The following is a 26,898-nucleotide window of genomic DNA, read 5'->3' on the forward strand; positions in this document are numbered from 1 at the left end:
CTAAGGATAACTTATGAAAAATGCGGAAAATGTGACGTTTGGTAGCTCGGGGCTGGATCGTGCGGCGCATATTCGCGGGGACGCTGATGCGGTCGCGGGGGCGCGGGTGCATCCCAATGCAAAATGCCTGCTCTTGTGGCGCGGTAAGGTATTGGTTCAGGGTGAGGCGCTGGATCAGTTGGGGCTGATCGCGATGTCACACAAGCTGGTCGAAACCGGGCCAGGAGGTTCTGTCGAGCAGCCTGTATTCCTGGGGCTGTCAGACGACGCGCCTGTGTTTGCCTTTGATATCTCGGACTGGACGGCTGATGGGTTGGACGTGTCCGGTGTCGGAGGCTTTATCGATAAGTCAGAGCAACAGCACCCGGACTTGCCCCACGGCCATGTCTTTGCCGAACTGCGTCGGATCATGACCCGTTTGTCGACGCGTGACGCCGAACTGGCGGCCTCGGCCAAGGCGGTGACTGCATGGCACGAAACGCATCGGTTTTGCGCCCGGTGCGGCGCAGCCAGTGAACTTGCGCAGGCGGGGTGGCAGCGCAGTTGTCCGTCCTGTGGTGGACAGCATTTTCCACGTACCGATCCGGTCGTCATCATGTTGATTACCCATCGCGATTCAGTTCTGATGGGGCGTTCGCCGGGCTGGCCAGAAGGGATGTATTCGCTGTTGGCAGGGTTTGTTGAGCCGGGTGAAACGCTTGAGGCTGCAGTCCGACGCGAAGTGATGGAAGAAGCCGGAGTGCCCGTGGGTGAGGTCCGTTACCTCTCCAGCCAACCCTGGCCGTTTCCAGCCTCGTTGATGTTCGGCTGCGCCGGTGAGGCGTTGTCGCGCGATATCACCATCGACCCGATTGAAATCGAAGATGCGATGTGGGTTACCAAATCCGAGATGATGGAGGCCTTTGCCGGCGAACACCCCGTTCTGCTGCCAGCCCGCAAGGGAGCGATTGCGCATTTTCTTTTGCAAAACTGGCTTGCCGATACGTTGGACTGACAAAATACTGTTCTGAAAAGCGAGAGAACCCCGAACCACAATGCAGTTTACAGTGCGCGAAGATATCGAAGCTCCCATCAACTCGGTGTTCGAAATGGTGGCCGACTTTGACCGATTCGAACGGATCGCAATGCGGCGCGGGATCGAGGTCCGGCGGATTTCGGGCGAATTGGGCGTTGTTCCGGGCACCAGTTGGGAAACAGAATTCAGGTTGCGCGGAAAGCCACGTCAGATTTCCGTGCAGATGGCCGAATGCGACCCGCCTTCGCTGATGCGGTTCGAAGCGGCAAGCAAGGGGATGAACGGCATCACCACGATCGAGCTTTTGGCCCTGTCGCAGCGTCGCACGCGTCTTAGTGTTGATATGTCCCTGTCAGCCAAATCCCTGCCTGCGCGGCTGCTGTTACAATCGCTCCGGCTTGGGCAATCCCGGTTTCGCCGACAGTTTCAGTTGCGCCTGACCGAGTTCGCACGGGAATTGGAACAACGCCACATTCATGGTGGCTGATTACCCAATGCCTTGGTGGGAACAAGATGGATAGCTTTATTGTTCGTGAGGCGGTGTTGACGGATGCCCAAGGTATCTCAGAGGTACTGCAGGACATCGCAGCGGCCGGAAAGCGTAATAAGCGCTGCGACGTTGATTTTGCCCGCGAGTATTACGTGGCCGACCCCGACCGGATCAGATGTTCAGTCGCTGTTCAAGGGGAACAGATCCTGGGGTTTCAATCACTGAAATGGGCGGTCGAAAACAACCCATATGGTGCTCCGGTCGGGTGGGGCGTCATTGGAACGCATATTCGCCCGTCTGCCGCACGGCGCGGTGTCGGGCGTGCCTTGTTTCGTGCGACGCTCTTGGCGGCACGGGAAAGTGGCCTACCGGCCATTGATGCGACCATTTCGGCCACAAACGCCGAAGGATTGGCCTATTATTCGGCGATGGGCTTTGTGGATTACCGGCAGCACGAGGGAGGCCTGTGCAAAAGCTTCACCGTGACTTGAGCCGGGGTCGCTTCAGCCGCGCGGTTGAGCCGCTGGGTAGACGCCCAAAATCTCGACATTCGTGGTGAAATGTTCCAGCTCTTCCATCGCCAGCTGAACGTTCCGGTCGTCCGGGTGGCCCACGATATCGGCATAAAACTGGGTCGCGGTGAACGAACCATCGACCATGTAGCTTTCCAGCTTGGTCATGTTGATGCCGTTGGTCGCAAACCCACCCATCGCCTTGTATAGCGCGGCCGGAATGTTGCGCACCTGAAAAACAAAACTGGTGATCATGCCGTGCTCACCCCGGCGCGACATGTCGGCCTGCTCTGACATCACCAAAAAGCGCGTGGTGTTGTTGTCGCGGTCTTCAATGTGCCGGGCAAGTACGTTCAAGCCGTAGATTTCGCCGGCCAACTCGCTGGCCAATGCTGCTGAATGCACCTCGCCTTGTTCCGAGACCTCGCGGGCCGCCCGCGCGTTGTCGGGGCCGACACGTCCTTTGATGTTGTGTTCTTTCAAAAACCCGGCGCATTGCGGCAAAAGAACCAGGTGCGAGTGTGCCTCAGTTACGTCCTCAAGCTTTGCACCCGGTACGGCAAGAAGGTTGATGTGAACGCGCACGAATGCTTCTTCGATGATGTGCAACCCGCTGTGGGGAAGCAAACGGTGGATATCGGCGACGCGCCCATAGGTCGTGTTTTCCACCGGCAACATCGCCAGTTCAGCCTCACCTGCGCGCACCGATTCGATCACATCTTCGAAAGTCCGGCAGGGCAGGGCCTCCATATCGGGGCGGGCATTACGGCAGGCCTCGTGGCTGTAGGCGCCGGGTTCTCCCTGAAATGCAATACGTTTGGTCATTTGGTCGATTCCGTGCAACAAGTTCGATAATTGGGCGTTTAGTCGCGGTGTCTATACCTTGCCTCTTGTCAGGGGAAGCCTTAGACACCCCGCAGACAGCTGAAATGGACTCGCGATCAATGTTCGACACGATGACAGTTACCAAGGCCGCAGCAGGCCTGTTTGGCACCTTCCTGGTGCTGCTTCTGGCCAAATGGGGTGCCGAAGTGCTTTACCATGCGGATGGGCATGGTGAGACGGCCTCGTATATTATCGAAACCGAAAGCTCTGGTGAAAGCGCTGACGGCGAAGAAGTGGTGTTCGAAGACATGCTGGCCGCCGCCGACCCGGACAAAGGCGCCCGCGTATTCCGCAAGTGCACCGCGTGCCACAAGCTGGAAGACGGTGCTAACGGTACTGGCCCGTACCTCTTCGCGATTGTGGACCGTCCGGTTGCATCTGCGAAAGGCTTTGGCGGCTATTCGGCCTCTATGCAGGCGCATGGCGGCAACTGGACTCCTGAAGCACTGGACGCATTCCTGACCCGCCCAAGCTCTTATATCTCGGGCACCACAATGAGCTTTGCTGGTCTGAAAAAACCGCAGGAACGGGCCGACCTGATTGCCTATCTGCAGACCATCAACTGATCTTTCGCTCAGTTTTGACGCATTCAAAAGCCGCTGCCCCGTGCAGCGGCTTTATTTTTTGTCTAAGTAAATCTTCACAAAGTGTTCACGCACTCTAAACTTGAAACTGGCAGTGCTGGTCTTTTAGCTGGCGCAAACAATATTAAAGATGTCAACGAGCAGGGGATGAACCACATGAAATCCAATCGAGTTACCGCTTTAGCGCGAACAAGGGATTTCGGACGCTTAGTTCACATTCTGGCTTTGGGGGCATTGCTCTGTGCAGCCGCCGCAACTCAGCTTTTTGCTGAGGAAAAGATCATCAAATCACACGGGTTCTCGGAATTCGGTGATCTAAAGTACCCCGAAGGCTTTGCGCACTTCGACTATGTGAACCCGGATGCGCCACGTGGTGGAGAACTCTCCTATGCGGCGCAAGGCACGTTCGACAGTTTTAATCCGTATACCAGGCAGGGCCGGGCTGGTGCGCGGTCGGCAGATCACTACGAAAGCCTGCTGGTTCCGTCTTATGACGAACCTGCAGCATATTATGGCCTGCTAGCCGAAAGCCTCGAATACCCCGAAAGCTATGAGTGGGTGATCTTCAATATCCGCCCGGAGGCGCGGTTTTCTGACGGTACACCTGTGACGGCAGAGGATGTGGTGTTTTCCCATAACCTGCTTCTGGACCAGGGGTTGAAATCCTATGCCGAAGCAATTCGCCAACGAATCCCCAAGGCCGAGGCGCTGGATACCCATCGTGTAAAGTTCTACTTCTCGCCGGACTTCCCTCGCCGAGGCCGGATTTCCCAAGTTGGGGCCACGTCGATTTTCTCAAAGAAATGGTTCGAGGAAGACCCTGAAAACCGCCGATTGGACAAGTCGCGGCTGGATCCGGGTATCGGTTCGGGGCCATATGTTCTGGATGATTATGACATCAACCGGCGCATCGTCTACAAGCGCAACCCCGATTATTGGGGCAACGACGTCAACGTCAATGTGGGCCGCAACAACTTTGACACCATCCGCGTTGAGTATTTCGCCGATTCCATCGCTGCGATGGAGGGGTTCAAGGCAGGCACATTTACGCTTCGACAGGAAAACAACTCAAAAAGTTGGGCGACGGCCTATGATTTCCCGGCAATTGCGAATGGTTCTGTCGTGCGGGTTGAACTGGCAGACGGAAATGTGCCGACGGCGTCGGGCTTCATCATGAACCTTGACCGTCCAAAGTTTCAGGACCCTCGTGTTCGCGAAGCTATTCAGCTGGCGTATAACTTCGAATGGACGAATGAGAGCCTGCAATATGGATTATTCCAGCAGCGCAGCTCTTTCTGGGAAGGAACGCATCTTGAGGCGACCGGCCTGCCCGAAGGGCGCGAGCTTGAGGTGTTGCAGGAATTGGGTGACGCGCTGGACCCGGCCATCCTGACCGAAGAACCGGTCTCGGCGCATGAATCCCGGGCCGCCCGCCAAAATGACCGTGGCAACTTGCGCAAGGCGATGAAACTGCTGGACGAAGCTGGCTGGCTTGTTGGGGATGACGGCATTCGTCGCAACGACAAGGGCGAAGTGCTGTCTGTTGCATTTCTGTCCGACCAGCCAACGCTGGACAGGCTTATTCAACCCTTCGTCGCCAATTTGCGGGCAATGGGGATTGATGCGAGCTACAACCGCGTGGACAACGCCCAGTTCACCTTGCGCCGCCGGGACCGTGATTTCGACATGATTGTTGGCGGGTACCCGAGGTCGTTGCAGCCGTCGACAGGGTTGTATCAGCAGTTCGGAACCGAAGCGGCCTCTTACTCGGTCTTCAACCCGTCGGGTGTGCATGGCCCGGATATCGAACCGCTGATCGATAACATTGCCTCTGCCGAAGACAGCGAAGAGCTGTTTGCAAATGTCCGCGCATTGGACCGCGTCCTGCGCGCCAAGCGGATCATGGTTCCTACGTGGTATCTGGGCAAGCACTGGGTTGCCTACTGGGACATGTACGAATACCCGGAAAATCTGCCGCCTTACGCATTGGGTGTTGAAGACCTCTGGTGGATCAACGAAGAGAAAGAAGCCGAGTTGAAATCCTCCGGCGCCTTGAGGTAATCCGCCCCCATGGGAGCATATATTCTTAGACGACTGTTGCTGGTCATCCCAACCCTGCTTGGGATCATGATCGTCAACTTCACGCTGGTTCAGTTCGTTCCTGGCGGACCGATTGAACAGATCATCGCCCAGTTGGAGGGTGGCGGTGATGTGTTCGAAGGGATTGCCGGCGGCGGCAGTGACATCGAGCAACAGACCGGCGGCACGAATGATCGCTACATCGGTGCGCGTGGCCTTCCGCCCGAGTTTATCGAAGAGCTGGAAAAGGAATTCGGGTTCGACAAACCTCCGGTTGAGCGGTTCCTCAACATGATGGGCAATTACCTGACACTGGATTTCGGTGAGAGCTATTTTCGGTCGATCAGCGTAACCGATCTGGTGTTAGAGAAGATGCCGGTATCGATCTCACTGGGCCTGTGGTCCACGCTGATCGCGTATCTGGTTTCGATCCCGCTGGGCATTCGCAAGGCGATTAAGGATGGGTCACAGTTTGATACCTGGACCAGTGGCGCGATCATCGTAGCCTATGCTATTCCCGGCTTCTTGTTTGCGATCCTGCTGTTGGTTCTGTTTGCCGGGGGATCATATTGGCAGATATTCCCGCTCCGGGGGCTGACCTCGGACAACTGGGACAGCCTCAGCCTGTTTGGTAAGATCGTTGACTACTTCTGGCACATTGCCCTGCCAATTATCGCGCTGACGATTTCGGCCTTTGCGACGCTGACTCTGCTGACCAAGAACTCGTTCCTGGACGAGATCAAAAAACAATATGTCATGACCGCCCGCGCCAAGGGTCTGAGCGAAAGTCAGGTTCTGTACGGCCATGTTTTCCGCAACGCGATGCTGATCGTAATCGCCGGATTCCCGGCGGTTTTCATCGGCGTCTTCTTCGGGGGGTCGATCATCATCGAGACGATCTTCTCGCTTGACGGTCTCGGCCGTCTGGGGTTCGAGGCAGCCGTTGCGCGGGACTATCCGGTGATCTTCGGCACTCTGTTCATCTTTGGCTTGATGGGGTTGGTTGTCGGCATCATCAGTGACCTGATGTATGTGCTGGTCGACCCGCGCATCGATTTCGAAAAGCGGGAGGGGTAAATGGCGCTTTCCCCACTCAACCAGCGCCGCTGGCGCAACTTTCGCCGCAATGGGCGTGCGTTCTGGTCGCTGATGGTGTTTTCCGTGCTATTTGGTTTGTCGTTGTTCGCCGAATTCATCGCCAACGACAAACCGATCCTCGTGAAATACCGCGGTGAGTTTTACACGCCGATTTTCAATTTCTACGCGGAAACCGAATTCGGCGGTGATTTCCAGACCGAGGCAATCTATCGCGACCCCGAGGTGCAGTGCCTGATCGACAGCGGTGGCATCGAAGACTGTTTTGACGACCCCGAGGGGATTATCGACGAAATCAAGGCCGGTACATTCCAGGCAGAAGGGTACGAGCGTGGCTGGGCCGTCTGGCCGTTGATCCCGTATTCCTTCAACACCAGCGTTGATCGCCCCGGTGCAGCGCCGCTGCCACCCAACGGGCAAAACCTGCTGGGCACGGATGACACCAAGCGCGACGTGTTGGCCCGTGTAATTTATGGCTTCCGACTGTCGATTTTGTTCACGCTTATGGTCACGGGTGTGGCCAGTCTTGTGGGAATTTTTGCCGGGGCTATTCAAGGCTTTTTTGGCGGCTGGCTGGACCTGATCTTCCAACGGATCATCGAAATCTGGTCAGCGACTCCTTCGCTTTACGTCATCATCATCATGTTCGCCATTCTGGGTCGAAGTTTCTGGCTGCTTGTCGCGCTGATGATCCTGTTCAGCTGGACCGGGCTTGTGGGAGTTGTGCGCGCCGAGTTCCTGCGGGCGAGAAATCTGGAATATGTGCGCGCTGCGCGGGCACTGGGTGTGGGCAATATGACAATCATGTTCCGCCACATGCTGCCCAACGCGATGGTCGCTACGCTGACCTTCATGCCCTTTATCGTGACGGGCACCATCGGCGGCCTGGCCTCACTGGATTTTCTGGGCTTCGGCCTGCCGTCTTCCGCCCCGTCTTTGGGTGAGTTGACCTTGCAGGCCAAGCAGAACCTGCAGGCACCTTGGCTGGCCTTCACCGCCTTTTTCACCTTTGCCATCATGCTGTCGCTACTGGTCTTCATCTTCGAAGGCGTGCGCGATGCATTTGATCCCAGAAAGACCTTTTCATGAGCCTGCTGGATGTGAACAACCTCAAGGTCTCGTTCCGTCAGGACGGGCAGGTGAGCGCAGCAGTCAAGGGGGTGTCCTTTACTGTGGATCGGGGTGAAACGGTTGCGCTGGTGGGCGAATCCGGATCTGGCAAATCAGTCACTGCGCTGTCGACAGTGTCTTTGCTGGGTGACAGTGCGATTGTCGAAGGTTCGGTCACCTATGAAGGGCAGGAGATGATCGGCGCGTCTGACCAGCGCCTGATGGATGTGCGCGGCAACGATATCAGCTTCATCTTTCAGGAGCCGATGACCTCGCTCAACCCGCTTCACACGATCCAGAAACAGATGGCCGAGTCACTGGCCCTGCACCAGGGTTTGACAGGTGATGCTGCACGGGCCCGGATTGTCGAACTGCTGACCAAGGTTGGCATCCGCGATCCCGAGGAGCGTCTGGACAGCTACCCGCATCAATTGTCAGGTGGCCAACGCCAGCGCGTCATGATCGCCCTGGCACTTGCCAACAAGCCCGATATCCTGATCGCGGATGAGCCGACAACAGCACTGGATGTTACCATTCAGGCGCAGATCCTCGAACTTCTGGCCGAGCTTCAGAAGTCCGAGAATATGGGGATGCTGTTCATCACACACGATCTGGGGATCGTGCGCCGCATCGCGGACCGCGTTTGCGTTATGAAGGACGGCGAGATTGTCGAGTCGGGTGCAACGCTCGAGATTTTTGACAACCCGCAACACCCTTACACTCGTAAGCTGCTGGCGGCGGAACCTTCTGGTCATCCCGATCCCGTAGCGCCCGATGCCGAAGAGGTTGCGCGCACCGATCATCTGAAGGTCTGGTTTCCGATACAGCGCGGCTTCCTGAAGCGCACAGTTGGGCATGTGAAGGCTGTGAACGATGCAACGCTCAGCGTGCGCGCCGGTGAAACCTTAGGGATTGTGGGCGAAAGTGGATCGGGCAAGACAACGCTGGCGCTGGCGATCATGCGATTAATTGCGTCCGAAGGTGGGATAACGTTCCGAGATCAGGACGTGCGCAGATGGTCGACAAGAGAGTTGCGGCGGCTGCGCAAGGACATGCAGATCGTGTTTCAGGACCCGTTCGGCAGCCTCAGCCCGCGGATGACCTGCCAGCAGATCATTGCCGAAGGGCTGGCAATCCACAAAGTCGATCCGCACCGCTCGCCACGGGAACTGGTGACCGAAGTGATGATTGAGGTGGGCTTGGACCCAGCCGCGATGGATCGTTACCCACACGAATTCTCAGGCGGGCAACGACAGCGTATCGCAATTGCGCGCGCCATGATCCTCAGGCCCAAGCTGTTGGTTCTGGATGAACCGACCAGTGCCCTGGATATGACGGTGCAGGTGCAGATCGTCGATCTGCTGCGCGATCTTCAGCGGAAATACGGGCTGGCTTATCTGTTCATCAGCCACGATCTGAAAGTCGTGCGTGCGATGTCCCACAATGTGATTGTCATGCGAAACGGTGACGTGATCGAAATGGGCGCGGCCGAAGACCTTTTTGAAAACGCCCAGACCGACTACACCCGCGAACTGATAGCGGCGGCGGGCTGAAACCAGCCCGCCCGGGGCTTTCAAGCATTCGCTGTTTCGCGCGCCGCGGATTTTGGGACAGGCCCGCGTAATTCTTCATAGTGATCGAAGCTCAACTTAACCCACCCGGTGCCACGCGTGGCGCTGGCGAGGGTGCGGTGCAACTCGTCCTCGGCCACCGCGGGTAGTTGGGCGTTGAATATCTCCCAACCCGAGGCGTTCGGGTTGCCTTCAAAGCCCAGAACCTGACCCTGCAGCGAACTGATCGTAGGCACCAGATCTCCCACAAAATCCGAGGGCAAGTGGATTTCTGCGTTCAGGATGGGCTGCAGCACGACCGGTTTCGCTTGCGGCAAAGCCTCTCGCACCGCGTTCTTGCCCGCAGTGCGGAACGCGTAGTCTGAACTGTCGACGTTGTGATGCTTGCCATCGCTGAGTGTGACTTTGACATCCACAACCGGGAACCCCTCGGGCCCTTGCACCAGAGCGTCCTTGGCCCCGTGTTCCACCGAAGGGATATAGTTTCTGGGAACAGCGCCCCCTTTTACGATCTCTTCGAATTCGAACCCGGCCCCGCGTGGGGTCGGTGCGATCGAGATCACCACATCGGCAAACTGTCCCGCGCCGCCGGATTGTTTACGGTGGCGATGACGATGTTCGATCGGTGCGCGGATGGTCTCGCGATAGGCCGTCTCAACCGAATGGGTCTCAATCTCGATACCGAAGTCTTCGGCCAGTTTGGCGCTGACCCGGCGCATATGCTGAGGCCCTTGCGATCCAAGAACGGCATGACCGCTCAGTTCATCGTGTTGCAGGTGCAGTCCGGGGTCGATCTCGACCAGTCGGGATAACGCGTTGGACAGGCGTACATCGTCGCGCTCATGTGCAGGCGACACAATTTGTCGGTGGGCGGCCGGATGGGCCTCGGCCCATTCCGGTAACGGTGTGGCTCCGGTGCTGTCGTACAGGTTGCCGGGGTTGAGGTGGTCGGATTTCACGGCCAGCCCGATCTGGCCAGCTTCCAATTCCGAAATTTGTGTTTTGGCATCCAGCGTCGTCAGGTTGCCAACCGTTTCGCCGCCCAAGGCTTCATGCGCTTTGACGCCCTTGCCCAGACCGCGCAGCACGATGATTTTTCCGATATGCTTTTTGACATCCGCGAACCCGGCAATTGCGCGCGCGTCTTCGGCTGCTTCGTCCCGCCCGGCGGCGATATTGAATTCTGGGGCTTCGTGACGCAGCGCTTTCATCAAACGGGTCAGACCGTTGCCGTGGCTGGCAGACCCCAGGCAGGCCGGGATCAACTGGTGGTTTTGCAGAACCTGCGCGGCCAGATCATAGATTTCTGCGCTGGGCGGCTGTTTGTCCTCGATCAGTTGCTCCAATAGATGATCATCGAAATCTGAAAGCGTCTCCAGCAATTCGGTTCGGGCTTCCTGTTCCCGGTCTTCGACGGACTGCGGAAGTTCGATCAGGGCCGAGGGTTGCCCTTCCTGATACTTCCATGCCCGTTCCGAAATCAGGTCGACCGCGCCGATGATCGCTTCGCCATCGCGGATTGGAACCTGCCGCAATGCGATGTGGTGTGTGCAGTAGGTTTGCAGAGCGGCGATGATATCGCGGATACGTCCGTTTGGTGTGTCCATGCGATTGATGAACAGAAAGCAGGGGATACCCGCCTCTTCGACCAGCCGCAGATAAGGGGCGCAAAGCACGGCGGCGTCCGGGTCAGGCGGTACGACGACGACAGCAGCATCCGAGATCGCCATGGCAGGGCCGACATAAGCCATGGTGTCGCTGCCGCCATTCACGTCAATGGCACACCAGGGTTCGTCCAAGTAAGAAAAACCGTGCAAATGCACGGTTCCGGAAACGTCGAATGTGGTTGGCCGGCCATCAAGGCGGCTGATGGCCTCGACCAGTGTTGTTTTGCCCGAGTGGCTGGGGCCGAGGACAGAAAAAACGCGCATAGATGCAGTCCCTCTTTCAAGTTGCAGAACGGCTGCACGAAAAGGGCGGTCGAGCGCGAACGCGTCGGCACATACTGTCTGGTACTCTGCCTGCCTCAGGCACGGGGCGGATTTCCACCCGCCCTACAAGTGTGGGGAAAACCCACCCTCCGCGTCAAGTCCTGTCCTGCGTCGGTATCAAATCGCCGAGCTGTGTCCCGCCTTGCTCAGATCATAGGCGTCAAAGGTGCGGGCGACCATTCGGGTCAGCGCGCGCGCCTCGGGCGGGATGAACAGGCCGTCTTCAGAGACGCTTAGCAACCCGTCAAAGGTTGCGTTTGCAGTCTGATACATCTCCTGCAATTCCGCGGCGGTGATGTTGTGGTCGCGCAGAATCTCGGCGGTATCTATCCGGAAATCGCACATCAACGCTTCAATCAATCGGGCGCGCAAGATGTCTTGGCCTTTGAACAAATGCCCACGGGATATTGAGAACCCGCCCTCGCGGATCGCTTTGGTATGCGCCGACGTCGCGGGTGCGTTCTGGGCGTATCCTTGCGGGAATCGTGAGATCGAGCTTGCACCAATTCCAATCAGAACGTCGGACTGATCGTCGGTGTAGCCCTGAAAGTTGCGTTTTAACCTTCCCGCGTTCAGTGCGTGCGTCAGCCCGTCATCCTGCGTGGCAAAGTGGTCAATGCCGATTTCGGCGTACTTGTCCCACAGGAACAGGCGCCGGGCCGTATCGAACAGATCCAGGCGGTCTTCGGGTGTGGGCAGGGCATCCGTCGGGATCAGCTGTTGCCGCTTTGCCATCCACGGCACATGCGCATACCCGTACAACGCCACCCGGTCCGGGCTGAGCGACAGCAATTTCTGCACGCTTTCAGTCATCCGCGCCTTGGTCTGGTGCGGCAGACCATACAGAATATCGGCATTCAGGCTGGCGATGCCGCGCGCGCGGATCATTTCTATGGCCTTGCGGGTGGTGTCGTAACTTTGGATGCGCCCGATGGTTTTCTGGATTTCGTCGTCGAAATCCTGCACGCCGATAGACGCACGGTTCATGCCAGCCTCGGCCAATGCATCGAGCCGACCCTCGTCAATCTCATTCGGGTCGATTTCGACCGAGAATTCCGCCTCCGGCCCCAGTGGGACAATTTCAAGAATCCGGGCGGCCAGATCGAGCATCAGATCGGGGTTTAGCAGGGTGGGTGTACCACCGCCCCAATGCAGGCGCGACAGGGTTACGCCTTCGGGAAGCTGGGCGGCAAGCAGGTCCAGCTCGGCCTTCAGGACGTCCACATAGGCGATCACGGGGTTGTCGGTTTGGGTGCCTTGCGTCCGGCAGGCGCAGAACCAGCACAGTCTGCGGCAGAACGGGACGTGGACGTACAAAGACACAGAACTGCCGGGCTTGATCCCGGAAATCCAGTCGCCAAAAAGACTTGGCCCCACATCGTTGCTGAAATGCGGGGCGGTGGGATAGCTTGTGTAACGCGGGACTTTCGCGTCAAATAGTCCAAGCCTTGATAATTGCGGTTTCACTATCATAGCGATACCGTTAAGGCACGGCCGTCTACGAAACCTTGACTGAGATCAAGTGAAAGCGCGAACGATGCTAAAAGCACAGATTGATCATACCAATTGTTCCGAATGCCCCATTCGGCATCGCGCCGTCTGTGCGCATTGTGATGCTGATGAGTTGGAAGAGCTTGAAGGCATTAAGTATTACCGTAGCTTCGAAGCTGGTCAGACAGTCATCTGGTCGGGCGATCAGATGAACTTTGTGGGCTCTGTCGTGTCAGGAATTGCCTCGTTGACCCAGACGATGGAAGATGGGCGAACCCAGATGGTTGGCTTGTTGCTGCCCAGCGATTTCGTCGGTCGGCCGGGCCGTGATTCTGCGCCTTATGATGTGCAGGCCACAACTGATCTGGTCATGTGCTGTTTTCGCAAGAAGCCATTCGAACAACTGATGAACGACACGCCCCATATTGCGCACCGGCTGCTTCAGATGACGCTGGATGAACTGGATGCCGCGCGCGAGTGGATGCTGGTGCTGGGGCGCAAGACGGCGCGCGAGAAGATTGCAAGCTTGCTGTCAATCATTGCCCGGCGGGACGCTTCAATTGCGCCCAAGCAAAAACCTGGCCCGATTGTCTTTGACCTGCCGCTGACACGCGAGGCTATGGCAGATTATCTGGGATTGACCCTTGAAACCGTAAGTCGCCAGATTTCGGCCCTGAAGAAAGAGGGGGTCATCGAGTTGGAAGGCAAACGCCACGTGACAATCCCCGATATGCGGCGTCTGATGGACGAGGCTGGCGACGACTCGGATGGCGGCTTTCTGATTTAAGCCTATCCTGCTGCCTTCAGCCGTGATTTACTGAATCCGTGAATGAACCACGCAGGAGTAAGGCATGGAATTCAGTAGCATTTTGGCAATGCTGGTCATCGGTGCGATCGCCGGGTGGCTTTCGGGAAAAATTATGGAAGGCCGCGGGTTCGGCCTGATCGGAAACATCATAGTCGGGATCGTGGGCGCCTTTCTTGCAGGTCTGATTTTCCCGGCGCTGGGCTTTTCGGTTGGCGGCGGCGTGTTTTCGTCAATACTCTTCGCAACCATCGGCGCGGTCATACTGTTGTTTGTGATTGGTCTCATAAAACGCGTCTAGGCCATCCGTCCGAACGGAAGGCCCTGAATAGGAAACACGCCTGATCAGTGTGCCAGAAACACTGGGACCGAAGCTTGTTCCAGCATGTTGCGAGTCGCCCCGCCCAGGATGGCTTCGCGGAACCTTGAATGACCATATGCACCCATAACGATCATGTCCGCCTCACTATCTTCGGCGTGCCTGTTCAGGATGTCTGAGACACGGGTCATGGTTTTGCTGAGCACATCAATTTCACATTTGGCCCCATGACGAGCCAACATCTGAGACAGTAGTCCACCGGGGTCAGAGCGGTCGGGGCCGTGGCGCGGCGGGTCGATAACGACAATTCGGACCAGATCAGCTTGCGTCAGGAAAGGCAGGGCGCACCGGATGGCGCGCATGGCTTCGACACTTTCATTCCACCCGATCAGCACAGTACTAGGACGCTCAAAGGGCGCTGAGCTATCAGGCGTGACCAGAATTGGCGCGTGACCCTCGAACATGGCGGCTTCGACAATTGGTTCGGCCTCGGCGCTGCGGTCTTTGCCATAAGGTTTAGGCAGGACAACCAGATCCGAGAACCGGGCACGATGCGCTACGTGCCGACCAATATCGGCGATCTGAGCGACCCCGCTTTCGGCAGACCAGCGAATATCGGATTTGCCCAGATATTCCTGAGTTTGCGTCAGCAGTTCGTCGGCGTCTGCGTTGGCCCGGCTCAGCGTTTCTTGCAGGACCAGAGCATTTGCACCCGCGTAATAATAACCCGCTTGGCTGCGATCGACGCCAAGGCATAGCGCTTCGGCATGCGCATCCTGCGCATTTGCCAGTGCAACCATTTGCGCCAAGGCTGATTGTGATTGTCCCGAGTCCGTTACGACTGTGAGAAGAGATTTGTACGCCATTTTGACCTCTTGTCTTCAGGGCTAAGTGGCATGCGGCCATGCAACTCAGTCTAAGGCTTAGGATTGTCACAGATTTCGGGCTATTGTCTTGATACAGATCAAAGCGAGGTTGGCCGCTGTCCGACAAAACAACGGCCAGTCAAAAGGGTTCCGCGACAAATAAGAATCGCGCGGGGCATGGCAAAGGGACGCAATATGTCAAATTACATCAAGCTGATCGTGCTTGGTCTGATCGCGATATTCGCGGCGATCGGAACCAATTACGCACGCGATTTGGCGTATCAGGTGCATGCAATTCTGGTGATGCTGATCGCCGGTGGATTGTTCATCTGGACGCTGAGAAATACGGATGAGCCAGATATCCTCGTCGACCGTTCGGCCGAGTACATGGATGACGTGATCCGCTATGGCGTGATCGCAACTGCCTTCTGGGGGGTGGTCGGGTTCCTTGCGGGGACCTTTATCGCCTTTCAGTTGGCCTTTCCGGTGCTGAACTTCGAGTGGGCACAAGGCTATCTGAACTTTGGCCGTTTGCGTCCGTTGCACACCTCGGCTGTGATTTTTGCCTTTGGTGGTAACGCGCTGATCGCGACGTCTTTCTATGTGGTCCAGCGCACAAGCGCTGCGCGCCTATGGGGCGGCAATCTGGCGTGGTTCGTGTTCTGGGGCTATCAGCTGTTCATCGTTCTGGCAGCAACCGGCTATGTGCTGGGTGGAACGCAGTCCAAGGAATACGCGGAACCCGAATGGTACGTTGACCTGTGGCTGACCATCGTCTGGGTGGCCTATCTGGCCGTATTCCTGGGTACGATCGTCCGGCGGAAAGAGCCCCACATCTACGTGGCGAACTGGTTCTATCTGGCGTTCATCGTGACCGTCGCCATGTTGCACTTGGTCAACAACATGACCATCCCGGTCAGCGTTTGGGGTTCGAAGTCAGTCATCGTCTGGTCGGGCGTTCAAGACGCCATGATCCAGTGGTGGTACGGCCACAACGCCGTGGGCTTCTTTCTGACCGCAGGCTTCCTGGGCATGATGTACTACTTCATCCCGAAACAGGCCGAGCGTCCGGTATTCAGCTACAAGCTGTCAATCATCCACTTCTGGGCGCTGATCTTCCTGTATATCTGGGCCGGTCCGCACCACCTGCATTATACCGCGCTGCCGGATTGGGCGTCGACGCTGGGCATGGTGTTCTCGATCATCCTGTGGATGCCGTCCTGGGGTGGCATGATCAACGGCCTGATGACCCTGTCGGGCGCGTGGGACAAGCTGCGTACTGACCCGGTGATCCGGATGATGGTGATCTCGGTCGGCTTCTACGGCATGTCCACGTTCGAGGGGCCAATGATGTCGATCCGCGCGGTCAACAGCCTCAGCCACTACACCGACTGGACCATCGGTCACGTGCACTCGGGCGCGCTGGGCTGGAACGGCATGATCACCTTTGGTGCGCTGTACTTCCTGGTGCCGGTCCTGTGGAAGCGTGAGCGTCTGTACTCGCTGCAGATGGTCAGCTGGCACTTCTGGCTCGCCACTATCGGCATCGTGCTCTACGCCGCGTCGATGTGGGTGACCGGTATCATGGAAGGCCTGATGTGGCGTGAAGTGGATGCAAACGGCTTCCTGGTGAACTCGTTCGCTGACACCGTGGCTGCCAAATTCCCGATGTATGTGGTGCGTGCTTTGGGTGGCGTGATGTTCGTCGCGGGTGCGTTGATCATGTGCTACAACCTGTGGATGACTGTGCGGAAAGCGCCGGCCAAAGAGGCCAGCCTGACCGTCGCGGTCCCGGCTGAATAGGAGGGCCGGAGCAATGGCAATTCTCGACAAACATAAGATCCTCGAGACCAACGCGACCCTCCTGCTGATCTTCAGCTTTTTGGTCGTGACCATCGGTGGCATCGTGCAGATCACCCCGCTGTTCTATCTTGAGAACACCATCGAGAAGGTGGAGGGCATGCGCCCTTACACCCCTCTCGAAATGGCGGGCCGTGACATCTACATCCGCGAAGGCTGCTATACCTGCCACAGCCAGATGATCCGCCCGATGCGGGACGAGGTCGAACGCTATGGCCACTACTCACTGGCGGCCGAGTCGATGTACGACCACCCGTTCCAATGGGGGTCCAAGCGTACTGGACCAGATCTGGCGCGTGTTGGTGGCCGCTATTCCGACCAGTGGCATGTTGATCACTTGCGTGACCCGCAGTCGGTGGTTCCGGAATCGGTGATGCCGAAGTACGGCTTCCTCGAGCATCGCAAGATCGACGGCAAGTATATCGGTGACGTCATGGCGGCGAATGCTGTCGTGGGCACGCCCTATACGGAAGAGATGCTGGCAAATGCACAGGCGGATTTCCGAGCGCAGGCCGACCCGGACAGCGACTATGACGGTTTGCTGGAACGGTACGGTGACAAGGTCAGCATTCGTAACTTCGACGGTCAGCCCGAGCTGACCGAGGCTGATGCGTTGGTAGCTTATCTGCAGATGCTGGGAACGCTGGTCGATTTCTCGACCTTCACCCCGGATCCGAGCCGCTAAAGGAGGGTGTGATGGAAGAATACACAATCCTGAGGCAATTCGCGGATAGCTGGATGCTGTTGCTGCTGTTTGCCTTCTTTGTTGGCATCGTGATCTGGGTGTTCCGCCCCGGTTCCAGCAAGGAATACAAGGACACCGCCAACATCCCGTTCCGGCACGAAGATGCCCCAGCGCCCCGCAAGGGTGACGAAACAGCTGCGCCCCGTGGGGGCGACAAACCCGCCACATCCAAGGAGGCGCGGCAATGAGCAAGATACCTGAAAAACAGCCGGGCGATCCGAATACCACGGGCCACAGCTGGGACGGCATCGAGGAATTCGACAATCCGATGCCACGTTGGTGGCTGTGGACCTTTTACGTCACGATCATCTGGGGTGTGATCTACACGATCATGTATCCGGCCTGGCCGCTTGTTCAATCCGCAACTGCGGGCGTCCTTGGCTGGTCTTCACGAGAATTGGTGCAGGAAGAGATCGTTTCCTTCGAAGAGGCCAATGCGCCGTGGAACGCCAAACTGGTTGAAACCTCGCTTGAAGATGTCTCGAAAGATCCGGAGCTGCAGCAATATGCGGTCAATGCGGGCGGCGCGGTATTCCGGACATGGTGCGCGCAGTGCCACGGTTCGGGCGCGCAGGGTGCGCCGGGCTTCCCGAACCTGCTGGATGACGCATGGCTCTGGGGCGGTTCGCTGGAAGATATCGAGACCACCATTGCCTATGGTATTCGGAATGAAGAAAGCGACGATGCACGTTATTCCGAAATGCCAGCCTTTGGCGAAATCCTCGAGAAAGAGGAGATCACTCAGGTCGTACAGTACGTCATGTCGCTGACCAATGCGCAGACCGACCACGCGGCGGCACAGGCAGGCAAGGTTGTCTTTGAGGACAACTGCTCGGTTTGCCATGGCGAAGACGGCAAGGGTGACGTCACTCAAGGTGCACCGAACCTTACGGATGCGATCTGGCTTTATGGTGGCAGCGAAGAGGCTTTGACCGAAACGGTACAGTATAGCCGCTTTGGCGTGATGCCCCCGTGGGAAAACCGCCTGACCGAAGCGCAAATCCGCGCTGTCACCGCCTATGTCCACCAGTTGGGTGGCGGTCAGTAACCTCAAAAGAATACCTTCGGACGGTTCGCCGTCCGAAGGTTGAGGCACCGGCTGTTCCATCTGTTCGCGCGTTTCCTGAACAGCCGGTGCTGCCTCTCTACCTTACAAATCACCAGCGAGGCGGTCCAGACGCGGGCTTCGGTTTGCTATTTGCATTGCGAAAAACTGGCGCGTTTGTGTTGCCTCCACCAATGACTTTCCGGCAACCAGCGTTGCCTTTGTCTGTCAGATCGATCCGATGATTTTGGTTCATCCAGCTCATGTGTCTGAGTGGCGATCATGAATGACTTTGCAAGAATTGAGAGCATCTGACATCTCCTGAGTTTTGGTTCTTCTGTCATCAGGATTGATTTTCAGACTGCAAAATGCGACTCAATTAGCATTTCTATATGTAATCAGGGCTTACATATGAACTGGATGGAAATGCCGCCGCTCGCATCGCTCAGAGCTTTTTCCGCTTTTGCGGCGACACGGAATGTTGTGGAAGCGGGCAACTCACTGAATGTCAGCCACGCTGCCATCAGCCAGCAATTGCGCGTGCTTGAGAAATTTCTTGGAGTTGCGCTGTTGGATCGGTCCGGCAAATCCATGACCTTGACGCCTGAAGGTGAAAGGTTGGCGCGCGCCGTGCATCTTGGGTTCGGTGCGATTGGCGATGCCTTGGTCGAACTGACCCAATCCAAACAGGATCGTCCGGTTCATGTTTCTTTGACGTCGTCATTTGCCGCGTCATGGCTGATGCCCCGCCTGCCTGCATTTCAGGCCGAACACCCGGATATCCAATTGGCGCTTGATCCGTCACCTGCACTGGTCAGCCTAGATCCCGGCGGTGTCGATGTGGCCATCCGCTATGGTGCAGGCACATGGCCCGGTGTCCGTACAGAAATGTTGCTGCAAAGCCCTATGGTGATCGTCGCGGCCCGCAATCTGGTGGGGGGAAAAACGTCGTGGACGCCAGACGAGCTCAGCGAACTGCCCTGGCTTGAAGAGTTCGGCACCACCGAGGCAACCAACTGGCTGGCCCGACGTGGTGTCGGGCAAGGGCCAAACGCAGGGCGAATCTCATTACCCGGCAATCTGCTTTTGGAAGGGTTGCGCGCGGGGCAGGGCGTAACCGTCACGGCGCGGCATTTTGTCGAAGCAGAAATCACGTCGGGCCAAATCATCGAACTGTTTCGCGAGCCCGAAAACAGCGGATATCACCTTGTTACTGGTGATTTCCCTCTGCGTCCGGCGGCAAAAACTTTTATTGCATGGCTCAGGCGGCAAGCTGGTAAGATGTGACAAAAGGTGTCTGCACGATGCGCTTTTGACCCATGTCAAAGTGGCTACCTTTGTGTTCTGGAAAAAGACACCGTGATATAGCCACATCTGGAGCCAGCCCGTGAGCGATTCCGACCCCGCACCCAGCCTTTACGCCGCACGAGAACCCATATTTCCGCGCCGCGTGTCCGGGCCGTTTCGCAACCTGAAATGGATTATTCTCGCGGTCACGCTGGGGATCTATTACATCACCCCGTGGATCAGATGGGACCGGGGGCCCAGCCTGCCGGATCAGGCGGTGTTGCTGGATTTGGCCAACCGCAGGTTCTATTTCTTCTGGATCGAGATCTGGCCGCATGAATTCTACTTTGTTGCCGGTCTGTTAATCATGGCCGGGTTGGGGTTGTTCCTGTTCACCTCGGCGCTGGGGCGCGTGTGGTGCGGATATGCCTGCCCGCAGACGGTTTGGACTGACCTGTTCATCCTTGTCGAACGGTGGATCGAAGGAGATCGCAACGCCCGATTGCGTCTGCATCGGCAGGAAAAGCTAGACTTTCGTAAAGCGCGGTTGCGGCTGACGAAATGGGGTGCCTGGCTTTTGATCGGTCTGGCGACCGGTGGCGCCTGGGTGTTCTATTTTGCCGATGCGCCGACACTTCTGCGGGACCTTGTGACCGGGAATGCCCATCCGGTTGCCTATACGACAGTACTGATTTTGACGGGAACGACCTTCCTGTTCGGTGGCTTCGCGCGCGAACAGATCTGTATCTATGCCTGCCCATGGCCGCGGATTCAGGCGGCTATGATGGACGAGGATACACTCGTCGTCGGGTACCGTGAATGGCGTGGTGAGCCGCGTGGCAAGGGCAAACGAACTGCGGATTCTGAGCTGGGCGACTGCATCGACTGTATGGCCTGCGTCAATGTCTGCCCGGTTGGGATCGACATTCGCGACGGACAGCAGTTGGAATGCATTACTTGTGCGCTGTGTATCGACGCCTGTGACGACATGATGGCCAAGATCGGCAAGCCGCGTGGTCTGATCGACTATATGGCCCTGAGCGACGAAGCCAACGAGCGGGCAGGTAAACCTCCCAAAAATGTCTGGAAACACATCCTGCGGCCCCGGACCATCCTGTACACGGCCCTTTGGTCACTTGTCGGCTTTGGGCTGCTCTTTGCCCTGTTCATCCGGTCCGACATCGAAGTTACCGTGGCCCCGGTTCGCAACCCGACCTTTGTCACCCTGTCCGACGGCACGATCCGCAATACCTATGACGTGCGCGTGCGGAACAAACATGGCGAGGAACGGCTGTTCAAGCTGTCCCTGTCCGGTGATCCGGCGATGCGGATCGTGATCGAAGGCACGCCACTTGATACGGTGAATGTCACGGCGGATACTGCGCAATTGCAGCGGGTCTATATTATCGCCTCGAAAGACACGGATCCGGCAGCGGCGGACGCGACACCGGTTCGGATCTGGATCGAGGATATCGAAAGCGGTGAGCGCGCCTACAAGGACACGACGTTCAATGGACGAGGAAACTGAGATGGCCGAGCGTCAATTTACTGGAAAGCACTTTCTGGCGATCTTTGTCGCTGCTTTCGGGGTGATCATTTCCGTGAATCTCGTGCTGGCCTACAAAGCTGTCCAAACCTTTCCCGGGCTCGAGGTCAAAAACTCTTACGTCGCCAGTCAGGAGTTCAACGAGCGCCTGAAAGTGCAACAGGCCTTGGGTTGGGAAATCCGGGCTGAGACCAATGGCGGTCTTTTGATCCTGCACATCACCGACCAAACCGGCGCGCCGGTCCAGGTGGCCGAGCTGCAGGCAGTTGTTGGCCGGGCGACGCATGTGAAAGAGGATTTCACCCCGGATTTCACTTTTGACGGGACCGCCTATTCCACGCCCGCAGCGCTGGGCAAGGGGAACTGGAACATCCGTCTGGTGGCCAAAGACAACAGCGGTGCCGAATTTGCGCAGCGGGTTCCGTTGTATGTGAAAGGGTAGGGGATGACCGCTCAGCTCAGCTCAGGTACGGCGGCATGCCCCGGTTGCATCGCAGCACCGGCGGAACCAGCGCGACCCGTTCCTGAAGATGTGCAGATTGCCCTATCCCTGCCCGGCATTCACTGCTCGGCCTGTATTGCGAATGTTGAGCGCGCGCTGAACGCCCATCCGGGTGTCGAGGACGCGCGGGTCAATCTGACGCTCAAGCGTGCAATGGTCAAAGCAGCCGCTGAGACACACGCTGCCGACCTGATCCCCGTTTTGGAGCGCGCCGGGTACGAGGCGCATGAGCTGGACCCGGGCGCTTTGTCGGCAACCCAATCCGACAAGGCCGGGCGTGATCTGCTGATGCGATTGGCGGTGGCTGGTTTTGCGTCGATGAACGTGATGCTGTTGTCTGTGTCGGTCTGGTCAGGGGCTACGGATGCAACGCGGGACCTGTTTCATTGGATTTCAGCGGCCATTGCTCTGCCTGCGATTGCCTTTTCAGCGCAGCCCTTCTTTGCCAACGCCTGGAGTGCGCTGCGCGTCAAACGATTGAACATGGATGTGCCGATTGTGCTGGCCATTCTGTTGGCGCTCATGACGTCGCTTTGGGAAACCGCGCTTAGCGGAGAGCATGCGTATTTCGACGCCGCACTGACGCTGACTTTCTTCCTGCTCGCGGGCCGATATCTGGACTACCGCACCCGCGCCGCAGCGCGATCAGCAGCCGAAGAACTGACGGCCTTGGAAGTGCCGCGTGCAATTCGCTTGGTGGATGGGGCGGAAGAAGAGGTGTCCGTCGCAAGCATGGCCGTTGGTGATCTGATTCTAGTTCGGCCCGGCGGGCGTATGCCTGTGGATGGTGAGATTGTATCGGGCAAATCGGAGCTCGACCGGTCATTGTTGACGGGCGAGACCTTGCCTGTCTTTGCCGAAGCCGGTCTTGCCGTCAGCGCAGGTGAAGTCAACCTGACAGGCCCGCTGACGGTCCGGACGACGGCGGTAGGCGAGGATACGTCACTGCACCGTATGGCGGATCTGGTGGCCATCGCCGAATCCGGTCGATCGCGCTATACGTCGCTGGCTGACAAGGCGGCCAAGCTATACGCGCCAGGGGTGCATATTCTGTCCGCGCTCAGTTTCCTTGGGTGGTACATCTATTCCGGCGATATCCGAACCGCGCTGAACATCGCTGCAGCGGTTCTGATCATCACCTGCCCCTGTGCGCTGGGGCTTGCTGTGCCCGCTGTGACGACGGCGGCCTCGGGGCGATTGTTCCGCAAGGGGATGCTAATCAAACATTCTACTGCGCTGGAACGTCTGGCCGAGGTTGATACGGTCGTTTTTGATAAAACCGGCACACTTACATCCGGCACTCCGGAATTGACCAATCTTGAGGATCATTCCCGCGCGGATCTTGAGATTGCACTGGCACTGGCCGAGGCGTCTTCGCATCCGTTGTCGGTGTCGCTTGCCAAGTCCGCCAGAGATGCCGGGATCAAGCCTGCCAGACTTGAGGATGTGGTCGAGGTTCCGGGTTATGGCACCGAAGGAACCTACCGTGATCAGCGTGTGCGCCTTGGGCGCGCCGGTTGGACCGGCGCGACCGAAGGTGATCAGACGGCAGCTTGGTTGGCGGTCACGGGGCAGTCACCGGTTGCGTTTCTGTTCTCGGATTCTCTGCGTCCGGGCGCGGCCGAGGCTGTGCAGGCGTTCCGTGACGGCGGAAAGAGCGTCGTTCTCATCTCGGGTGATACGCGGGGCGCAGTTCAATCGCTGGCCGACAAGCTTGGGATTGAAACATGGATTGCCGAGGCGCTGCCTCAGGATAAAGCCACCCATGTACAGGAGCTCAGCGACCAGAGCCGCCACGTCCTGATGGTTGGTGACGGGCTGAACGATACGGCCGCGCTTGCCGCGGCGCATGTGTCAATTTCACCTGCCTCGGCGCTGGACGCAGCGCGAGTGGCGTCGGATATCGTATTACTGGGCAACGATTTGTCCCCGATTGCAGATGCCTGTGACACAGCAGTGAAGGCGACCAAAAGGATTCGCGAGAACTTTCGCATCGCCACGGTTTACAATATCATCGCGGTACCCTTGGCCGTGGCCGGGTTCGCCACACCTCTGATCGCGGCATTGGCGATGTCGACGTCGTCGATTACCGTGTCCCTGAATGCCCTGCGCCTGAGGTAGTTAATATGGAAGTTCTGGCCTATCTCATACCGATTTCCCTGTTTTTGGGCGGGGTTGGCCTTGTGGCGTTTATCTACACGGTGCGGTCGAACCAGTACGATGATCCCGAAGGTGACGCGCGGCGTATCCTCAGCGATGAATGGGATGACAAGCCCAAGTCCTGACCACTCTTGAAATTGCCGCAATGCCCGGTTATGTCCGGCCCATCCGCTAGCAGAGAGAACCAAGCCAAATGGCAACTATGAATCCGATCCAGTTCATTCAGCAAGTCCGTGCCGAAGTCTCGAAGGTCGTCTGGCCGACCCGGCGCGAGGTTCTGCTGACCACGGTCATGGTGTTCATCATGGCGGCGCTGACCGCTGTGTTCTTTGCGCTGGTCGATCTGGGTATTCGCGGCGGTCTGCAACTGATCCTGGGCGCATTCGGTTAAACCGGATTGGGCCGGGCGGAAACGCCACAGCCCCCTTGCACAGCGCGGGATGTCAGAGTAGTTGACACAGTACTATTCGGAATGGGCGTGCGGCGATTCGGGCTGTGCGCCGCTTTTTATTCCGGGTGACGTGGCAGAATTTCAATGACGGTGCTTGCGGCATTCCGAACGCACCGAAGGCAAACAAGGACGACAGGTTCATGGCGAAACGGTGGTACTCGGTCAGCGTTCTTTCGAACTTCGAAAAGAAGATCGCAGAGCAGATCCGCACGTCCGTGGCTGAGCAAGGCCTTGAGGACGATATCGACGAAGTACTGGTGCCCACCGAAGAGGTGATCGAAGTGCGCCGGGGCAAGAAGGTCACGACCGAACGCCGCTTTATGCCCGGCTACGTGCTGGTGCATATGGAAATGTCGGATCAGGGCTATCACTTGGTCAACTCGATCAACCGGGTTACCGGCTTTCTGGGCCCGCAGGGCCGCCCGATGCCGATGCGCGACGCCGAGGTGAACCAGATCCTCAACCGTGTTCAGGAAGGTGAGGACGCGCCAAAACTGATGATCTCGTTCGAAGTGGGCGAGAAGGTCAAGGTCAACGACGGCCCGTTCGAGGATTTCGACGGTATGGTCGAAGGTGTGGACGACGAAGCCCAGAAGCTGAAAGTCTCGGTTTCGATCTTTGGTCGCGAAACCCCGGTCGAGCTGGACTTTACGCAGGTTACGAAGCAGGGCTAAAACCCACTTCAGCGAATTTTGGAGCGCCGCGATGCTAGGAGCAACGCGGCGCTTTTGCTTTTATGGCATCAGCTTTTCAAATTCGCAGGCAAAAGGCAGAAGAAATCGACCGGAAAGTAAGAGCTTTGCAGCTAGGGCGGACCGGGAATTAGTTCTTGTTGTTGAAGAACTGTTAGGATGTCCAGAATTGTCGACGGGCTGACATCCACCGAACCGTCCAAAAATACACCAAGTCCACCTTCTCCGATCTCTCGTGGGCCACCAGAGTCATAAACCGGATCAAGAGACGCGAGCTCTGCCGGCAGTACCGGACACAAAGGGGTTTCGTTCAAAACAAGGTCTACGGCAGCCAACATCAGCTTCTTGACGGACTCGAGCGTGTCGTCCTCAAGGAGTTTTTCGCGCTGCGCTTCGGGAGCCGTGAGTACGAGGTCGATAAGTTCGAAATAGGCACAGTTGTCCCGCAACTCTACAGTCGCCTCGGTGGACATGTTTGCCTGGATAGAGTTTTTTTGTTCACCCCGCTGAAAGTCGCGCTCACTGGTTCGGCTGCATTCAAAGATTGTGATGGTCACTTGCCCATCCAGATCGATCGCGTCGTCTTCAGCCTTAAAGCCGAATTCATCCAGTCGGACTTGCAGGCCGCAATTGTCGACTATTGCGTTTTCCGCCAGTCGCTCAGGTACAGTTTTCTGTACTTCGCGCAGATCAAGAAGGGCACCCACACCGATCCGGGTAGGGGCAACAGCGGAGAGGTTAAGATCAAGCGTATAAGGCAATTCCGTATCACGAACTGGCAGTGTCGCGTCGATGACAAAATCTACCTGTTGCGCGACGGGTGCTCGGGCTCCCAGAACTACTGCCATTAAGGCTGGAAAAATCAACCAAAGTCTCATTCAGCAAACTCCAATACGCCAAGCTCCTTCAATCCTCCAAGGACTTCGACAATTGTCTCAGCGCTGACATCGGCAGACCCGACAATGGCAGCACCCATCCCGCCTGGCGCAATTTCCCGAGTGCCCCCGGACTCGTAAATCGGGTCGAGTACAGTGAACTCCGCGGGCAATGGCGGGCAGACCGGGTGCGCAGCCAAAAATTCCCCGCCTTTTTCGAGGACGGCTTCGTTGATGCGGTTGGTCAGTCCGAAAAGATTGGAGACAGCGCCAATAAAACCGCGCGGATTTAGATCAACGCCTTCGATGCTGAATGTCAGGCATTGGCCCTTCACCTCGGCCTTGGCGACCGCGACCGCGTCTACCGTGGCCCCAAAATACCGAAAGCCCGGTTCTTCATGGCGGTTACATCTCGTAAACTGCGCACGGGCTGAACCTTCAATCTTTACGGTGTCGTCTATGGCGGTGACGTCCCGAACCTCAAGATAGATCTGGCGTTTACAGCTTTCTTCCAGGGGACCGGTCAGTATTTGAGGCGCTTTTTCCTGCAATCCGCGCAAATCCATAAAGGCGCGCAGTTGCAAACGGGTTGGGCTGGCTTCTTCAAGGCCACCATAGACAGTGAAGGGAACCGGAATATCGCGCAGTGGAACTTCTTTATTCAATTTGATCTGAAACCGACCGGCATAGGTGGCAGGATCAATTCCCGTAGAGGAGTATGAAGAAGAACTGTTGGACCCGCCGGTTTGGGTGACCGCCTCCGGCTCTGCGCCCTGATCCTGAGCCTTGCTACCACAGCCCGGCAGCATAGCAAAAAGAATGCAGACCAATAGTCCCTTATTCAGTCGAGATGATGCCATCCCTGACCACCTCTTCTGTGTCCAAGCCGTACCAAGATACCCGCCTGCGTTTCTTAAGCAAC

At 57.4% G+C, this 26,898-nt stretch carries 27 protein-coding genes; 21 read left to right on the plus strand and 6 right to left on the minus strand.

Annotation, left to right across the window (positions count from 1 at the left end; all coding sequences use genetic code 11):
• Positions 1 to 13 precede the first annotated feature (13 nt).
• From nudC to AC2FJF_RS18160, 3 genes are read left to right on the plus strand one after another with little or no spacing between them, the layout of a single operon-like run.
• Complete coding sequence (gene nudC, locus AC2FJF_RS18150; protein WP_496726618.1) at positions 14 to 994, plus strand: NAD(+) diphosphatase; 981 nt, start codon at positions 14 to 16, stop codon at positions 992 to 994.
• Positions 995 to 1,034: 40 nt separating this feature from the next.
• Positions 1,035 to 1,502 (plus strand): SRPBCC family protein, encoded by a 468-nt coding sequence (locus tag AC2FJF_RS18155; RefSeq protein WP_496726619.1) that lies wholly within the window; start codon positions 1,035 to 1,037, stop codon positions 1,500 to 1,502.
• A gap of 26 nt (positions 1,503 to 1,528) precedes the next feature.
• Entirely contained in the window at positions 1,529 to 1,996 is a 468-nt protein-coding gene (locus AC2FJF_RS18160; protein WP_496726620.1) for a GNAT family N-acetyltransferase, read from the plus strand.
• A 12-nt stretch (positions 1,997 to 2,008) separates the two neighbouring features.
• Here AC2FJF_RS18160 and AC2FJF_RS18165 read toward each other — a convergent pair whose 3' ends face one another.
• The gene (locus tag AC2FJF_RS18165; RefSeq protein ID WP_496726621.1) at positions 2,009 to 2,842 is read right to left on the minus strand and encodes a prephenate dehydratase; all 834 of its coding nucleotides are present in this window, start codon (positions 2,840 to 2,842) and stop codon (positions 2,009 to 2,011) included.
• 119 nt (positions 2,843 to 2,961) lie between these two features.
• On the opposite strand from AC2FJF_RS18165, the gene AC2FJF_RS18170 reads away from it, so the two are divergent.
• The 5 genes from AC2FJF_RS18170 to AC2FJF_RS18190 all read left to right on the plus strand — a co-directional run bounded on the left by AC2FJF_RS18170 (position 2,962) and on the right by AC2FJF_RS18190 (position 9,323).
• Positions 2,962 to 3,468, plus strand: coding sequence for a c-type cytochrome (locus AC2FJF_RS18170; protein ID WP_496726645.1), 507 nt, complete (start codon positions 2,962 to 2,964; stop codon positions 3,466 to 3,468).
• Positions 3,469 to 3,642: 174 nt separating this feature from the next.
• A complete protein-coding gene (locus AC2FJF_RS18175; RefSeq protein ID WP_496726622.1) occupies positions 3,643 to 5,547 on the plus strand; it encodes an extracellular solute-binding protein in 1,905 nt (634 codons plus the stop codon).
• 9 nt (positions 5,548 to 5,556) lie between these two features.
• Positions 5,557 to 6,642, plus strand: a complete 1,086-nt coding sequence (locus tag AC2FJF_RS18180) for a microcin C ABC transporter permease YejB (RefSeq protein WP_058279808.1) — start codon at positions 5,557 to 5,559, stop codon at positions 6,640 to 6,642.
• Positions 6,643 to 7,749 carry an ABC transporter permease gene (locus tag AC2FJF_RS18185; protein ID WP_108861177.1) on the plus strand — a complete coding sequence of 369 codons (1,107 nt, stop codon included), beginning with the start codon at positions 6,643 to 6,645 and terminating at the stop codon, positions 7,747 to 7,749. It begins immediately after the preceding gene.
• A complete protein-coding gene (locus AC2FJF_RS18190; RefSeq protein ID WP_496726623.1) occupies positions 7,746 to 9,323 on the plus strand; it encodes an ABC transporter ATP-binding protein in 1,578 nt (525 codons plus the stop codon). Before AC2FJF_RS18185 ends, AC2FJF_RS18190 begins: the two co-directional genes overlap by 4 nt.
• A 20-nt stretch (positions 9,324 to 9,343) precedes the next feature.
• Here the strand turns inward: AC2FJF_RS18190 and AC2FJF_RS18195 are convergent, their stop codons facing one another.
• Positions 9,344 to 11,272 carry an elongation factor G gene (locus tag AC2FJF_RS18195; RefSeq protein WP_496726624.1) on the minus strand — a complete coding sequence of 643 codons (1,929 nt, stop codon included), beginning with the start codon at positions 11,270 to 11,272 and terminating at the stop codon, positions 9,344 to 9,346.
• Positions 11,273 to 11,449: 177 nt separating this feature from the next.
• Positions 11,450 to 12,805 (minus strand): oxygen-independent coproporphyrinogen III oxidase, encoded by a 1,356-nt coding sequence (hemN, locus tag AC2FJF_RS18200; protein WP_496726625.1) that lies wholly within the window; start codon positions 12,803 to 12,805, stop codon positions 11,450 to 11,452.
• A 64-nt stretch (positions 12,806 to 12,869) separates the two neighbouring features.
• On the opposite strand from hemN, the gene fnrL reads away from it, so the two are divergent.
• Positions 12,870 to 13,610 (plus strand): transcriptional regulator FnrL, encoded by a 741-nt coding sequence (gene fnrL / locus AC2FJF_RS18205; protein ID WP_496726626.1) that lies wholly within the window; start codon positions 12,870 to 12,872, stop codon positions 13,608 to 13,610.
• A gap of 64 nt (positions 13,611 to 13,674) precedes the next feature.
• The gene (locus AC2FJF_RS18210; protein WP_170417060.1) at positions 13,675 to 13,929 is read left to right on the plus strand and encodes a GlsB/YeaQ/YmgE family stress response membrane protein; all 255 of its coding nucleotides are present in this window, start codon (positions 13,675 to 13,677) and stop codon (positions 13,927 to 13,929) included.
• A gap of 44 nt (positions 13,930 to 13,973) precedes the next feature.
• On the opposite strand, the gene AC2FJF_RS18215 is transcribed toward AC2FJF_RS18210, so the two are convergent.
• Entirely contained in the window at positions 13,974 to 14,813 is an 840-nt protein-coding gene (locus AC2FJF_RS18215; protein ID WP_496726627.1) for a universal stress protein, read from the minus strand.
• Between the two features lie 195 nt (positions 14,814 to 15,008).
• Here AC2FJF_RS18215 and ccoN point away from each other — a divergent pair, with 195 nt between their 5' ends.
• From ccoN to nusG, 11 genes are all read left to right on the plus strand, one after another.
• The gene (gene ccoN, locus AC2FJF_RS18220; protein WP_472724515.1) at positions 15,009 to 16,616 is read left to right on the plus strand and encodes a cytochrome-c oxidase, cbb3-type subunit I; all 1,608 of its coding nucleotides are present in this window, start codon (positions 15,009 to 15,011) and stop codon (positions 16,614 to 16,616) included.
• Between the two features lie 13 nt (positions 16,617 to 16,629).
• A complete protein-coding gene (gene ccoO, locus AC2FJF_RS18225; protein ID WP_058272496.1) occupies positions 16,630 to 17,358 on the plus strand; it encodes a cytochrome-c oxidase, cbb3-type subunit II in 729 nt (242 codons plus the stop codon).
• Positions 17,359 to 17,369: 11 nt separating this feature from the next.
• The gene (locus AC2FJF_RS18230) at positions 17,370 to 17,606 is read left to right on the plus strand and encodes a cbb3-type cytochrome oxidase subunit 3 (RefSeq protein WP_496726628.1); all 237 of its coding nucleotides are present in this window, start codon (positions 17,370 to 17,372) and stop codon (positions 17,604 to 17,606) included.
• The gene (gene ccoP, locus AC2FJF_RS18235) at positions 17,603 to 18,466 is read left to right on the plus strand and encodes a cytochrome-c oxidase, cbb3-type subunit III (protein WP_496726629.1); all 864 of its coding nucleotides are present in this window, start codon (positions 17,603 to 17,605) and stop codon (positions 18,464 to 18,466) included. The genes AC2FJF_RS18230 and ccoP overlap by 4 nt, the downstream gene beginning before the upstream one ends.
• A 408-nt stretch (positions 18,467 to 18,874) precedes the next feature.
• Positions 18,875 to 19,750, plus strand: a complete 876-nt coding sequence (locus AC2FJF_RS18240) for a LysR family transcriptional regulator (RefSeq protein ID WP_496726630.1) — start codon at positions 18,875 to 18,877, stop codon at positions 19,748 to 19,750.
• A 100-nt stretch (positions 19,751 to 19,850) separates the two neighbouring features.
• Positions 19,851 to 21,278, plus strand: a complete 1,428-nt coding sequence (gene ccoG, locus AC2FJF_RS18245) for a cytochrome c oxidase accessory protein CcoG (protein ID WP_496726631.1) — start codon at positions 19,851 to 19,853, stop codon at positions 21,276 to 21,278.
• 1 nt (position 21,279) lies between these two features.
• Positions 21,280 to 21,738 (plus strand): FixH family protein, encoded by a 459-nt coding sequence (locus AC2FJF_RS18250; protein WP_496726646.1) that lies wholly within the window; start codon positions 21,280 to 21,282, stop codon positions 21,736 to 21,738.
• 3 nt (positions 21,739 to 21,741) lie between these two features.
• Positions 21,742 to 23,919: a heavy metal translocating P-type ATPase gene (locus tag AC2FJF_RS18255; protein WP_496726632.1), complete on the plus strand. Its 2,178-nt coding sequence runs from the start codon at positions 21,742 to 21,744 to the stop codon at positions 23,917 to 23,919.
• Positions 23,920 to 23,924: 5 nt separating this feature from the next.
• Positions 23,925 to 24,083 carry a cbb3-type cytochrome oxidase assembly protein CcoS gene (ccoS, locus tag AC2FJF_RS18260; RefSeq protein ID WP_058272490.1) on the plus strand — a complete coding sequence of 53 codons (159 nt, stop codon included), beginning with the start codon at positions 23,925 to 23,927 and terminating at the stop codon, positions 24,081 to 24,083.
• Positions 24,084 to 24,151: 68 nt separating this feature from the next.
• Complete coding sequence (secE, locus tag AC2FJF_RS18265) at positions 24,152 to 24,349, plus strand: preprotein translocase subunit SecE (protein WP_058279820.1); 198 nt, start codon at positions 24,152 to 24,154, stop codon at positions 24,347 to 24,349.
• Between the two features lie 200 nt (positions 24,350 to 24,549).
• On the plus strand, positions 24,550 to 25,083 hold the full coding sequence (gene nusG, locus AC2FJF_RS18270) for a transcription termination/antitermination protein NusG (RefSeq protein ID WP_058272488.1): 534 nt from the start codon (positions 24,550 to 24,552) through the stop codon (positions 25,081 to 25,083).
• 131 nt (positions 25,084 to 25,214) lie between these two features.
• On the opposite strand, the gene AC2FJF_RS18275 is transcribed toward nusG, so the two are convergent.
• Together AC2FJF_RS18275 and AC2FJF_RS18280 are read right to left on the minus strand one after the other, a co-directional pair.
• A complete protein-coding gene (locus tag AC2FJF_RS18275) occupies positions 25,215 to 25,979 on the minus strand; it encodes a hypothetical protein (RefSeq protein WP_496726633.1) in 765 nt (254 codons plus the stop codon).
• A complete protein-coding gene (locus AC2FJF_RS18280; protein WP_496726634.1) occupies positions 25,976 to 26,836 on the minus strand; it encodes a hypothetical protein in 861 nt (286 codons plus the stop codon). Before AC2FJF_RS18280 ends, AC2FJF_RS18275 begins: the two co-directional genes overlap by 4 nt.
• Positions 26,837 to 26,898: the final 62 nt, after the last annotated feature.

This window comes from Ruegeria sp. CDSB013, from assembly GCF_059611165.1.